10 protein-coding genes are annotated in these 12,465 nt (G+C 68.6%); 1 reads left to right on the forward strand and 9 read right to left on the reverse strand.

The window, feature by feature from the left end; genetic code table 11:
- Window positions 1–1,252, forward strand: a 1,252-nt coding sequence (locus H0W38_RS06485) for a sensor histidine kinase (RefSeq protein ID WP_292452263.1), incomplete at its 5' end; no start/stop codon positions are given.
- Between the two features lie 6 nt (window positions 1,253–1,258).
- On the opposite strand, the gene H0W38_RS06490 is transcribed toward H0W38_RS06485, so the two are convergent.
- The 9 genes from H0W38_RS06490 to H0W38_RS06530 all read right to left on the reverse strand — a co-directional run bounded on the left by H0W38_RS06490 (window position 1,259) and on the right by H0W38_RS06530 (window position 11,931).
- Window positions 1,259–4,459 (reverse strand): CHASE domain-containing protein, encoded by a 3,201-nt coding sequence (locus H0W38_RS06490; protein WP_292452265.1) that lies wholly within the window; start codon window positions 4,457–4,459, stop codon window positions 1,259–1,261.
- A 261-nt stretch (window positions 4,460–4,720) separates the two neighbouring features.
- Complete coding sequence (gene ychF / locus H0W38_RS06495) at window positions 4,721–5,815, reverse strand: redox-regulated ATPase YchF (RefSeq protein ID WP_292452267.1); 1,095 nt, start codon at window positions 5,813–5,815, stop codon at window positions 4,721–4,723.
- Window positions 5,816–5,928: 113 nt separating this feature from the next.
- Complete coding sequence (locus H0W38_RS06500) at window positions 5,929–6,135, reverse strand: DUF6494 family protein (RefSeq protein ID WP_292452268.1); 207 nt, start codon at window positions 6,133–6,135, stop codon at window positions 5,929–5,931.
- A 136-nt stretch (window positions 6,136–6,271) separates the two neighbouring features.
- Window positions 6,272–7,027: a flagellar brake protein gene (locus tag H0W38_RS06505; RefSeq protein ID WP_292452269.1), complete on the reverse strand. Its 756-nt coding sequence runs from the start codon at window positions 7,025–7,027 to the stop codon at window positions 6,272–6,274.
- A gap of 45 nt (window positions 7,028–7,072) precedes the next feature.
- The gene (locus H0W38_RS06510; RefSeq protein WP_292452271.1) at window positions 7,073–7,420 is read right to left on the reverse strand and encodes a flagellar protein FliT; all 348 of its coding nucleotides are present in this window, start codon (window positions 7,418–7,420) and stop codon (window positions 7,073–7,075) included.
- A gap of 2 nt (window positions 7,421–7,422) precedes the next feature.
- Complete coding sequence (fliS, locus tag H0W38_RS06515) at window positions 7,423–7,827, reverse strand: flagellar export chaperone FliS (protein ID WP_292452272.1); 405 nt, start codon at window positions 7,825–7,827, stop codon at window positions 7,423–7,425.
- Window positions 7,828–7,907: 80 nt separating this feature from the next.
- Entirely contained in the window at window positions 7,908–9,278 is a 1,371-nt protein-coding gene (gene fliD, locus H0W38_RS06520; RefSeq protein WP_292452274.1) for a flagellar filament capping protein FliD, read from the reverse strand.
- Window positions 9,279–9,399: 121 nt separating this feature from the next.
- On the reverse strand, window positions 9,400–10,560 hold the full coding sequence (locus tag H0W38_RS06525) for a flagellin (RefSeq protein WP_292452275.1): 1,161 nt from the start codon (window positions 10,558–10,560) through the stop codon (window positions 9,400–9,402).
- 204 nt (window positions 10,561–10,764) lie between these two features.
- Complete coding sequence (locus H0W38_RS06530; RefSeq protein WP_292452276.1) at window positions 10,765–11,931, reverse strand: flagellin; 1,167 nt, start codon at window positions 11,929–11,931, stop codon at window positions 10,765–10,767.
- Window positions 11,932–12,465: the final 534 nt, after the last annotated feature.

Consider the following 12,465-nt stretch of genomic DNA (forward strand, 5'->3'; position numbering starts at 1 on the left):
CTGGGCATTGGCGCTCGGCAACCTCGTGCACGTGGCGGGCGATGAGGTGCGGGTCGACCTCAACGCGCAGACCGAGGAGTCGCTGCGCACGAGCAGCACCGTGGCCATGTTCTTCGTGGTGCTCGGCCCCGACGGCGAGCCGATCGCCGGCGATGCCCTCCTGCGCGAGCCGCGTCTGGCGCTGGTGCGCGGCGAGCGCCGCCTGTTCGAGACCCGGCTCGATGGGCTGCCGGTGCGCGTGGCGGTGCATGCGGTCGAGTGCGGCCGGCGTTTGTGCCAGGTGCGCGTGGCCGAGACGCTCGACGAGCGCGAGCGCGCGCGCACCGACTCGCTGGTGCTGACCTTGTTGCTGGCTTTCGGCAGCACGGCGCTGTTCGCGCTGGCGATCGGCTTCGTGGTCAATCGCGCGATGCGCCCGCTGACTTCCGTCAATCAACAGCTCGCCCTGCGCTCGCTCGACGACCTGCGGCCGCTGCGGCGAGGGCGCATGCCGGCCGAGGTGCAGCCGCTGCTCGACGCGGTCGATCAGTTGCTCGCCCGTGTGGCGGCGGACGCGACACGCCAGCGCCACTTCATCGCCGATGCCGCGCACCAGCTGCGCACGCCCTTGACCGCCCTGCGCACCGAGACCGAACTGGCGTTGCTGGAAGCGCATCCCGGCGCGGTACACGCCACCCTCGAACGCCTGCACCGCTCGGCGCAACGCGCGGCGCGGCTGGCCGACCAGTTGCTTGCGCTGGCGCGCAGTGAGGCGAGCAGCCGCGAGCCCGGCGGCGCCGAGCCGGTCGATTTGAAAGCCGTGGCCCATGACGCCGCCCAGGACTGGGTGCCGCGCGCGCTCGAGCGCGGCGCCGACCTGGGCTTCCAACTGGAGTCCGCGCCCCTGCGCGGGCGCCATCACCTGCTCGGCGAACTGCTCGGCAACTTGATCCACAACGCGCTCGAGTACGCCTGCGCCAACCCGGCGCGGCCGGCGCGCATCACGGTGCGCACCGGCCTGCTCGACGCAGGGGCGGGGGTGCGCCAACCGGTGCTCGAAGTCGAGGACAACGGTCCGGGCATTGCCCCGGCGGAGCGCGAGCGGGTGTTCGAACGCTTCTACCGCCCCGCGGGTTCGATGGGCGCCGGCAGCGGCCTGGGCCTGGCGATCGTGCGCGACATCGCACAGCTGCACGGCGCGAGCGTCTTCCTGCTGGACGGCGAAGACGGCGGGGGGTTGGTGGTGCGGGTGGTGTTTCCGGCCGGGCGGTGAGGCTCGTTACGGCTGGCCGAACTGCGTGGTCAGCTGCGAGAGTTGTTCATCGAGTACCGCCAGCATCTCGTCGACCGACACCGGCTTGGTCACGTAGCGCGTGGCACCGGCCTGCAGGGCGGCGTCCATCTGCGCCGGCAAGGCGTCGGCCGAGACCACGATCACCGGGATGCCGGCCGTCGATTCGTCGGATTGCAGGTGCTGCAGCAGCGCCATGCCGTCGATGTCGGGCAGGTGCATGTCCAGCAGGATCAGGTCGGGCGGCGCCGTGCGAACCGTGGCCAGTCCGTCGAGACCGGTGGTCGCGATGTCGAGCCGGATCTGCGGGCGCTGGGTGAAGATGCCGCGCATCACCTCGACATTGATCTCGTTGTCTTCGATGTAGAGCACCTGGCGACGGTGGTAGCCGGCACCCGTGTCGTCGAGCACGGCCGGCTCGGTGGCGGCCGCGTAATGCCCGGCCAGCGGCAGGCTCAGGGTGAAGACGGAGCCGACGCCCTCGGTGCTGCGCACCGACAGCGCGCCGCCCAGCCGCTCGGCCAGCAGCCGGGTGATCACCAGGCCGATGCCGGTGCCCTCGGCGGCGCCGCGCTCGCGGCCCAGGCGGTTGAAGGGCTGGAACAGTTGCGCGAGTTGTTCGGGGCTCATGCCCAGGCCGGTGTCGCAGACTTCGACGTCCAGCATCACCGTGCCGTCGTCGGTGCCTCGGCGGCGGGTGGTCAGCACCACCTCGCCGCCCGGGCGGTTGTACTTGATGGCGTTCGACAGCAGGTTCGTGAGGATCTGCTTGATGCGCGTGCCATCGCCCAGCACACGCAGGCTCGGGTCTTCGCTGAGGCCGCGCACGATCCGCACATCGCGCTCGCGCGTCTGCGCCTCCACGAGCGCCATCGACTCGACCAGCAGCGGCTCCATGCGCAGCGCCAGTTGATCGAGCTTGAGCGTGCCCGACTCGATGCGCGACAGGTCCAGCACGTCGTTGATCATTTCCAGCAGATGCCAGCCGGCGCGCCGAATCTGTGCCACCCACTGCGCATGGCGCTCGTTCAGGCGCGGTTCGACGTCCAGCTCGAGCAGCTGCGAGAAGCCGAGCATCGCGTTGAGCGGCGTGCGCAGCTCGTGGCTCATGCGCGAGAGGAACTCGCTCTTGGCCTGGTTGGACGCCTCGGCTGTCTCCCGCGCACGCTCGGCCTCCTCGAGCCGCAGGTGTTCGGAAATGTCTTCGATCAGCGCGACCAGCCGCTGCGGGCCGCCGCGCGCGTCCTGCTGCAGGGTCATGGTGGCGTCGACCCAGAGCACCCGGCCGTCGCGGGTGATGAGGCGCTTGCGCCGCCGCACCAGTTGCTGCTCGCCGCGGGCGAGTGCGTCGCGCAGGCGCTGGTCTTCGGCCAGGTCGTCCGGGTGGGTGAGGGCCGGCGTGGTGGTGTCGAGCAGCTCTTCCTCGGAGTAGCCGGTCATGGCGGCGAAGCTGGCATTGGGCTGCTTGATGCCGCCGTGCAGGTCGGTGTAGATCACGCCGAGCGGCACTGAATTGAAGATGTTGCGAAAGCGCCGCTCGCTGTCGCGCAGCGCCTGCTCGGTGGCTTCGCGCTCGGCGATCTCGTGCTGCAGCTGCACCGTGCGCTCGGCCACCGCCGCTTCGGTGCGGCGCGCACGGCCGGTCACGATCAGCAGCAGGGCGCCCATCAAGCCGATCGCGCCCAGGCCGGCCAGCACGAACAGCCAGGTGCTGCCGCTTTCACTGGCCAGCGGCCCGACCGATTCACTGGGCACGCCGTCGCGCGCGTGCACCTGCAGTTCCCACTCGCGACCGGCGAACGGCACCACGGTGCGGCGCAGCGGCCCCGCTGCGGTGGGCTGGTCGGGCTCGCAGTCCACGGCGCCGGCGAGGCGTCTCTTCGAGCCGTCTGCTGCGGTCTCGAACAGGCAGACCTGAAGGTACTCCGGTGTGCCGGCCTGCAGCGCCTGCAGCGCATCGTCCATCCGCAGGGCGATAAAGACCAGACCGAGCAGCCTGCCCGGCGGCGGCGGCGTCCCGCCCGACAGATCGCTCGAGCGCACGGCCCGGTAGATCACCACGCCCTGTTGATCGCCAAACTCCTGCGTGAGCCGAAAGCCCACCGTTGCGTTCGGCGCATCGCTTCGACGGGCCCGCATGATGGCGTCGCGCGACGCACGCACCGACAGGCTGTTGATGCCCAATGCCGCTTCGTTGCCGGTGCGCGGCTCGATGTGGCGCAGGGCGGTCACTTCATCGTCTGCGGAAGTGAGCCCGTCTTCCCGGTCGAACACGCGGTAGTTCGGGAGGCCCGTGGCGCGCACGCCGGCCTCGAAGGCCGGCACGTCCGCAACGTCCACCCGTTCGTGCCAGCCGATGGCCTGCAGGCTCGGCAGTTTGGCGAGCCAACTTTCGCTGGCGAGGCGGAACTCGCTCGCCGTGACATCTTCGGAGGCCAGGTACACGCCGTACATGGCGTCGAGCGCGTCGAGGTGCGCGCTCAGCCGCAGCTCGAAAGTGCGGCTGGTGTTGTCGGCGTCGCGCTCGAAGCGCGCCACGCCGCGCTGCTCCTGCCAGCGCACCACCTGTGAGACGGCGAGCGCCAGCAGCAGGGTGGCCAATACGAGCGGCAACGCCACCGAGGTGCGGCGGGCACGCCAGGCCTCGCGCGGCTGGCCGATCAGGCTGAGCAACACCGGCGCGGCGACCACCACGCCCAGCGCGTCGCCCCCCCACCAGACCACCCAGTTCAGCGGCAGCTCAGCGCGCTGGAGCGCACCGCCGGCCCACAGCGCCAGCGTGCCGATCGTCGGATTGACCGTGCAGGCGAGTACAGCGGCCAAGCCGAAGAAGCATGCGATCGCCTTCGGGCTGTCGAGCGTGACGGGGGTGCGCAGGTGCCGACGCACCAGCAAGGCACCGAGCAGCGCCTGCAGCGCGGCACCGCTGCCGATCAGCACCGGCACGAACCAGGCCCACCCGCTGGCGGCGCCCTGCTGGCTGGCCAGCACCGCGTTCATCCCGATGGCACCGATCAGCACCGCCCACGTCATGCGCAAGCCGTAGGCGAGCACTGCGACCAGCGCGACGCCGGCGGCCGGGAAAAAGGGCGAGACGTGACCCGGCGGGATGGCGAAAACCGATCCCGACAGGCCGATCAGCACGTAGGCCAGCACCACCCCGGCTGCGGGTGGCAACAGTCGGCTCATCGGGGTATTTACTGCAGGAGGCATCGAGGTGTGCATGGCCTGTACCGCCGGCGCACGCCGACCGGAAACGGCCTGCGGTGAGCCTACACCGGGTCATCGCGGGACCGCGGTTCACGGCGGTGCCGACGCGCTGGCGAACGCCCACTCCTGCGCAGATCGGCGCTCGGCGTGCGTTTGCACGCGCCGCAATGACGGCAAGCCGTAACGACCGTCACGATTCGCTTCAGGTGGCTTCACGCCAGCGCTGCGGCGTGGGTGTTGCTACACGTTGAACAGGAAGTGCAGCACGTCGCCGTCCTTGACGACGTATTCCTTGCCCTCGGCGCGCATCTTGCCGGCCTCCTTGGCGCCTTGCTCGCCCTGGTGGGCGATGAAGTCGGCGAAGGCGATGGTCTGGGCGCGGATGAAGCCGCGTTCGAAATCGGTGTGGATGGCCGCCGCCGCCTGGGGAGCGGTGTCGCCGACGTGGATGGTCCAGGCGCGCACTTCCTTCACGCCGGCGGTGAAGTAGGTCTGCAGTCCGAGCAGCGAGAACGCGGCGCGGATCAGGCGGTTCAGGCCGGGTTCGCTCTGGCCCATCTCCTGCAGGAACATGAGCTTGTCTTCGCCTTCCATGCCGGACAGCTCGGCCTCGGTCTTGGCGCAGATGGCCACCACCGGCGCGTTCTGGCCTTCGGCATAGGCGCGCAGCTGGTCGAGGTACGCGTTGTTCTCGAAACCGCCTTCGTCGACGTTGCCGACGAACATCGCTGGCTTGGCGGTGATGAGGCACAGCGGCGCCAGGATCGCCAGCTCGTCCTTGCTGAAGGCGACCGAGCGCGCAGGCTTCGCCTCGTTGAGCGCGGCCTGGCACTTCTGCAGCACCGCCACCAGCTTGGCGGCCTCCTTGTCGTTGCCCGACTTGGCGGCCTTGAGCGAGCGTTGCAGGGTCTTGTCCACCGTGGCCAGGTCGGCCAGGCACAGCTCGGTCTGGATCACCTCGATGTCGGAGACGGGGTCCACCTTGCCGGCCACGTGGATCACGTTGTCGTCGTCGAAGCAGCGCACCACGTTCACGATGGCGTCCGTCTGGCGGATGTGCGCGAGGAACTGGTTGCCCAGGCCTTCGCCCTTGCTTGCCCCGGCCACCAGGCCGGCAATGTCAACGAACTCGACGATCGCCGGCACGACCCGCTCGGGCTTGACGATGGAGGCCAGCGCGGTGAGCCTATCGTCGGGCAGCTCGACGATGCCGACATTGGGCTCGATGGTGCAGAAGGGGTAGTTTTCGGCGGCGATGCCGGCCTGGGTCAGGGCGTTGAACAGGGTGGACTTGCCGACGTTGGGCAAACCCACGATGCCGCATTGGAGGCTCATGGCAAAAACTTTCGCAGGGGAGGGCGGCACGGTCCCGGCGCCGGCGGCGCTCGGGAAGGCAGCGATTTTAGGGCGGGGCCACGGGGCGGCGCCCGGCCTTGCGAGCCCTCCGCCTACTGCAGCCGGATCTCGCCGTCGAAGTCGACCACGAGCTTCAGGCCTGCGACTTCGAGCGTCACCTTGGCGGGCAGCGTCTCATCGCCGGCGAGGCTGCCGTCGGCGATGGCCTTCGCCACCGCTTGTTCGATCTCGCGCTGCGAGCCGACGCCCACCACCTTGAGGAACTTGCGGATGCTGAGGTTGAAGGTTTCTTCGTTCATGAGGCTCTCCTGGGCACGAGGGGCCGCCGCGACCGGATCGATCGGGCAGTGATCTCGCACGGTAACGAATCCCCGCCGCGGCCGGACCGGCCGCCGCGATGTCCCTACCGGGCTTGCCGGGCGCTCTGGCGCCGGTTCACAGCACCAGCAAGCGGCGACGCCTTTGCGTGCGATCGATGTAGCACTGCAGCGCCCGCGCGCCTTCGCCACTCAGGCCCCGCATTTCGCAGCCCAGCCGCACGCCCCGGGACTCGTGGTGAAGCAGGGTGACGTGGTGCACGATCAGGCTGACCGCCAGCCGCGTGTCGCCATCCAGCTCGACCAGCGCCTGCTGCAGGAGCACTCCCGGCTCGATCTTCGGCAGCTCGTCCGGCAGGAACAGGGCCACGCCGCCGATGCTGACATCGAGCACGCGCAATTCCAGCTGCAAGTCGCGCTGCACCGGGTGCAGCAGCGTCGCGGTGGGGCCGGTGTTGATCAGCGGGCGCACGCGAAAACTGTTGCGCCGCTGCAGGCGGTACAGCTCGCGCGGAAAGCGGGCATTGAGCGCGCAGTCGTTCCCGTTGCGCACCAGCACCAGGTCGTGCAGGTCGAACTGCAGTTTGATGCTTTCGAGGTAGCCGACGGCGACGATCTCGTCGCTCTCGAGCAGTTCGGGCAGGCGGTGATCGCCGGCTTCGGCGCTCAGGCACAGCAGGCCGCGCCCTGGGTCCAGCGCCCACACGGTGGCGCTGCAGCGGGCGCCGCCGGGCGAGCTCAGGCTGAGCACGACGTTGCCGTCGGCGAGCTGTTTGAGCAGCCCACGAATTTCGCCCGGCGCGTCGACGCGGAACTCGGCCAGGCCGGGGCTCGCGCCGCTCATCGCGTCGAGCGGCATCGGCAGGGTTTCCATGATCGCGGGCTGGAACCAACAAAAAGCAGTGGGCGGCGGCGCGGCTCAGTGCAGCATCTTCGGCCGGCCGGCCATCAGGCGGTCCAGGTCCTCGAGCCAGGGCTCGGCCAGCGTGCGGATCTCGGCGTCGTTGACGAGGATGCGCTTCATGATCCGGCCCTTGAGCTGGCGTTCCTCGGCGCCGAGCTCGAGGTTGGCGGCGGCGTGCTTCAAATCCGAGATGAGCAGCGCGCACGCGCCTTCGAGCTTGACGACCTGGTCCCAGTCGCCGTCGCGCGCCGCTGCCAGCATCTGCTCGCTGGCGGCTTCGATGGCTTCGTAGTAGCGCAGCAAGTGCTTGGGAGGGGGCGCGTCCATGGTGTCGAGCTTCATCGCGACGGAGGGCGTGTTCATGCTCAGGCCGCCCGTTGTTGAGCCGGGATGGCGATCCAGCCCTCGCGCACCGTGCTCAGCAGCGCATGACTTTCGGCCAGCGGCTTGTCGTCGTTGCGCACGTTGGCCAGCGTGAGTTGCTTCACCAGGTAGGCATAGAGCGCCGACAGATCGCTGGCCAGAGCGCCACCGGCGGCTTGGTTCAGCCCGCCGCGCAGGCCCTCCTCGATGATGCGAACCGCCTTGGTGATCTGCTTGCCCTTGACCACGACATCGCCGCGCTGCAGCGCGCCGCGCGCGGTGGCGATGGCCGCCAGGGCAGCGTCGAAGAGCAGGGTGACGAGCTGGTGGGGCGAGGCGTGCGCGACGCTGGTCTCGGCATCGACTGTCCGGTAGGCGCTGGCAAAACTCTTGGCGGGAGAAAACATTTGGGGCTCCGCTGGCAGTTCAGGGGTGACCCTTTCTTTATCGGCCCGCCGCGCCGTGACTTGAGCCCGCGCCGGCTGTCTCAGCGGTCGTACGACTTGTTCCAGTTCGTGATCTGCTGCTCGATGAAACTGCCCAGCCCGTTGAGCTGGTTCAGGCTGGCGTCGAGCGCCGAATACTGGCGCAGCAGCCGCTCGCGTGTGCGGTCTACGCGGTCCTCGTAGCGCTGCTGGTCCTTCTCGTTGCGGGAAATGTTGTCGCGCAGGCCCGAGGTGCGGCTGGTGAGCGTGCCGTCGGTGCCGACCACGCCGTCGGCCAGTTCCTTGAAACGCTGGCCGAAGCCGCTTGCGGCGGTACTGAAAGCCTTGGAGAGCTCGACCGGGTTGGCCAGGGCGGCTCCGAGTTTGGTGTCGTTGATCTTGATCGAGCCGTCGCGCTGCAGCTCTAGCCCCATGTCGGAGAGATACGGGAACGAGGCCGAGGCGTCGCTGGACTGCTGCACCAGCATGCGCAGCTTGCTCTGCAGGCTCACGGCAGCGCGGTCGCCCTGCAGCGCACCGGCGGTCGACGAGCCCGGGTCGAACTTCGTCTGCTGGGCCAGGTAGCGATTGGCCTCGTTGTAGGCGGCGACGAAACCCTCGATGCCCTTGCGCAACGCACCGGTGTCGTTGCCGACCGTGATGTCCACGGGGCCCGTGGCGGCCTTGGCCAGGGTGAGCGAAACGCCGTCGATCACGTCGGTCAGCACGTTGGTCGCCGAGCTGAGCGGCAGGCCGTTGATGCTGAACGCGGCGTTCTGCGCGGCCAGCCGTTCGGTCATGCCAACCACCGCGGGCGGGTCGCTGAAGGTCAGTGCGGCCAGGCCGCCGCTGTCGTCGACCGGCGCGGTGATGGTGATGGCGTTGTCGGCTCCGCTGGCGATGCCGGCGATGACCAGGCGCGCGCCCTGCGCGTCGCGCAGGATGGTGGCGGTGACGCCGGCGTCACTGCCGTTGATCTTGTTGCGGATGCCTTCGAGCGTCTGATCTTCAGGACCGATGGCGATGCTCACATCCGACTCGCCGACCTGGATACGCAGCGTGCCGGTGCCCACGGTGGCGGTCGACCCTTCTGCAAAGGCTTCCGACGACAGCGAATGCGCCTGCGCCAACTGGCTCACCTCCACGCGGTAGCTCGCGGCGCTGGCGGTGGCGGACGAGGTGACCGAGACCGCGTCGGCGGCCGAACTGGCGGCCTTGGTCTGGCTCCAGAAATCGGTCTTGGCCAGGACGCCCGCGGCCGACTGCACATTGACCATGTAGCTCTGCAGCAGGCCGTAGGACGACAACTGCGTGTCGAGCTTGGTCTTTTGCTGCTGCAAGAGCTCGATCGGGCGGCGCTCGAGCGCGACCAGTTGCGAGACGATGCTGTTGACATCGAGCCCGCTGCCGATGCCGGGTGAGGAAATTGCCATGGCGTGGATGCTCCTGTCGATGTCTGTTTATCGGCACATCGCGCGCCGAATGAAGGACGGCCCGTCGCCGGCACGCCGCGCACGGCGAACCGGTGACGGGCCGGTGCCGCCCGGGCTGGGATTAGCCCTGGAGCAACTGCAGCACCTGTTGCGGCAACTGGTTGGCCTGCGCCACCATGGCGGTGCCGGCCTGCTGAAGGATTTGCGCGCGGGAGAGGTTGGCGGTTTCGGCGGCGAAATCGGCGTCCATGATGCGGCCGCGTGCGGCGGACAGGTTCTCGGCGGTGACCTGGATATTGGAGATCGCGCTTTCGAAGCGGCTCTGCACCGCGCCGAGCGTGCCGCGAGCGGAGTTCACGGCGGTGAGCGCGGTGTCGATCGCGTCCATGGCGAACGTTGCAGCCTCGGCGGTGGAGATGTTGAGGTTGGCGATGCCGACCTCGGTGGTCGCCGGGGTGACTTCCGCGGCTGCCGTCGTCGTGCTGGTCAGGCCGGTGGCGGTTGCGCCGCCTGCGGTGACGGCGACGACGATGTCTTCGGTAGAGGTGTACTCGATGCTGGCGCCGGTGGCGGTGGCGGTCACGCCGGTCTCGGCCGTCCTGGCGTTGACGGCGGCGGTGATCGCGGCGGCGGTCGTGGCCGCATCGGTGTCGGCGGCCACCGCGCCGATGTTCACGCCGTTGATCATGAGATCGCCGTCGGCCAGCGCATTGAACGTGGCAGTGCCGGTGACGGCGGCTTCATCGACGGCGGCCACGGTGGTGAGCATGCCGAGGCCGACGAGCCGTGCGTCGGTGATTCCGGCCAGCTCGATCGTCTCGCCCGAGTTGGCGCCGACCTGGAAGTTCTTGGCGGTGAAGCTGCCGTCGAGCAGCTTGGTGTCGTTGAAAGCGGTGGTGGTGGCCACACGCTCGATCTCCAGCTTGAGTTGAACCACCTCGGCGTTGAGGGCTTCGCGGTCGGTGGCGTTGTTCGTCGCGTTGGCCGACTGCACGGCCAGCTCGCGCATGCGCTGCAGCATGTCGCCCAGCTTGCCGAGCGCGCCTTCGGCGGTCTGCGCGAGCGAGATGCCGTCGTTCGCATTGCGCGCGGCGACGTTCAGGCCGCGCACCTGCGTGTTCATGCGCTCGGCAATGGCCAGGCCGGCGGCGTCGTCCTTGGCGCTGTTGACGCGCAGGCCCGAGGACAGGCGCTGCATCGACACGGCCAGCGAGGATTGCGAGGAATTCAGGTTGCGCTGCGCATTCAGCGAAACGACGTTGGTGTTGATGGTCAGGGCCATGGCCGCTCCTTCGGAAAATCGTTGACTTCCGGCGTGAGCGCCGGTGGGGCTGGTTGGTCAGCGAATTCTTGAGGGGCGGCGCGGCGGTGAATCCGGCAATAAGCGGCGGCTTCCCGGTGCATCTTCGAAATGGAAAAGCCCCGGCTTCACAGCGCGGGGCTTGGAGTAGCGGGCCTCGTGGCCCGCGTTGCGCTCGCCTTTCGATCAGCGCAGCAGCGACAACACCTGCTGCGGCAACTGGTTGGCCTGGGCGATCATCGCCGTGCCGGCCTGCTGCAGGATCTGCGCACGCGACAGGCTCGCGGTTTCCGCCGCGAAGTCGGCATCCACGATCCGGCCGCGGGCGGCCGAGAGGTTCTCGGACGTGACCATGATGTTGGCGATTGCGTTCTCGAAGCGGCTTTGCACCGCACCGAGCGTGCCGCGGGCGGTGTTGACGGCGGTGAGCGCGGTGTCGATGGCGTCCATCGCGAAGGTGGCGCTTTCGGCGCTGGCGATGGACAGGTTGGCAATGCCGGTCTCTTCGGCGCCTTCCGTCAGCGTGCCGTTGGTGGTGCCGGCGGTCACGCCGGTGAGGTTGGTGACGTTGGCGATGACCAGGGGCACGTCTGTCGCGGTCGCCGAGGTGATGGCGCCGTCGGCGGCCATCGTCACGCCGGCCAGCGCGGTCGGGTTCGCGGCCTTGGCGGTGGCAAAGGCGGCGACCAGTTCGGTCAGCGCGTCGCCGGCGGTGCGCCCGACGTCCGCGGCGATGGCCACCGACACGCCGTTGATGTCCAGCGAAGTGGCGATGGCGCCATCGGTCGCGGTGAGCGCGCCGAGCGTCTGGTCGTAGGAGTCGGCCGAGGTTTTCAGTGTGCCCAGCGCAGCGAGATCGGCGTCGGCAATCGCGGCCAGCGAGATCGTCTCGCCCGAGTTGGCGCCGACCTGAAAGTTCTTGGCGGTGAAGCTGCCGTCGAGCAGGCTCGTGCCGTTGAACTTTGTCGTCGTGGCAACGCGGCCGATTTCTTCCTTGAGCTGGGCCACTTCGGCCTGCAGGGCGTCGCGGTCGGTCTGGTTGTTGGTGGCGTTGGCCGACTGAACCGCCAACTCACGCATGCGCTGCAGCATGTCGCCCACTTTGCCCAGCGCGCCTTCGGCGGTCTGCGCCAGAGAGATGCCGTCGTTGGCATTGCGGGCGGCCACGTTCAGGCCCTTGATCTGCGCGTTCATGCGCTCCGAGATCGCCAGGCCGGCGGCATCGTCCTTGGCGCTGTTGACGCGAAGGCCCGAGGACAGGCGCTGCATCGACAGGGCCAGCGCGGATTGCGTCATGCCGGTGTTGCGTTGTGCGTTGAGGGAAACGACGTTGGTGTTGACTGACATTGCCATGATGGCTCTCCATTAAGTTAAGACTCCCGGCAGACGCCGGCTTGGCCGTGCCAGCTTTCGCTGGCTGCGCCCGGCGGCAGTCATCCTCGGGTTCGAACTTGAGGGTCGCTTCATGTGTGGCCCTTGCTCGTTCCTTCGGCCGGCTGTTCCGGACCCCGGAGGTTGGTTGCCCGCCCCCGTTGCTTTGCTTATCGAACCGCTGGGGCCGGAACTTGAGCGCCGCACTTCGGTTTTCGTTGTTTCCTCGAAGCGGCAGCGGCTTTCCGGGCTTTCCACGGGGAGATATCGACACTAAAGGCGGCCTACTTCAGGGGTTTCACCGAGGCCCGTGTAGGAAGTTGCCTGACAGGCGGTGTTCTGCGGCACGGACAGCACGCACAGCGCCGCCCCTATTCAGGTCGCGCGCTTGCCTCACTACAGTTCTCTCCACGGTGAACGCGAAAGCAACACCCCGAACACCCGCCAGACATCTCCGCCAGACACACCGAACCGAGGACGCCGCCATGAACACCGAACAGATCCTGATGGAAATCC

Origin of the sequence: Methylibium sp. (assembly GCF_013817365.1) — a bacterium.
Taxonomy (GTDB): Bacteria; Pseudomonadota; Gammaproteobacteria; order Burkholderiales; family Burkholderiaceae_C; genus Methylibium.

Bases quoted from the DNA above. Each gene is read 5' to 3' on its own strand.
- fliD (WP_292452274.1), bottom strand. From the start codon at position 9,278: ATGGCAATTTCCTCACCCGGCATCGGCAGCGGGCTCGATGTCAACAGC.
- H0W38_RS06490 (WP_292452265.1), bottom strand. From the start codon at position 4,459: ATGAGCCGACTGTTGCCACCCGCAGCCGGGGTGGTGCTGGCCTACGTG.
- ychF (WP_292452267.1), bottom strand. From the start codon at position 5,815: ATGAGCCTCCAATGCGGCATCGTGGGTTTGCCCAACGTCGGCAAGTCC.
- H0W38_RS06500 (WP_292452268.1), bottom strand. From the start codon at position 6,135: ATGAACGAAGAAACCTTCAACCTCAGCATCCGCAAGTTCCTCAAGGTG.
- H0W38_RS06525 (WP_292452275.1), bottom strand. From the start codon at position 10,560: ATGGCCCTGACCATCAACACCAACGTCGTTTCGCTGAATGCGCAGCGC.
- H0W38_RS06530 (WP_292452276.1), bottom strand. From the start codon at position 11,931: ATGGCAATGTCAGTCAACACCAACGTCGTTTCCCTCAACGCACAACGC.
- fliS (WP_292452272.1), bottom strand. From the start codon at position 7,827: ATGTTTTCTCCCGCCAAGAGTTTTGCCAGCGCCTACCGGACAGTCGAT.
- H0W38_RS06510 (WP_292452271.1), bottom strand. From the start codon at position 7,420: ATGAACACGCCCTCCGTCGCGATGAAGCTCGACACCATGGACGCGCCC.
- H0W38_RS06505 (WP_292452269.1), bottom strand. From the start codon at position 7,027: ATGGAAACCCTGCCGATGCCGCTCGACGCGATGAGCGGCGCGAGCCCC.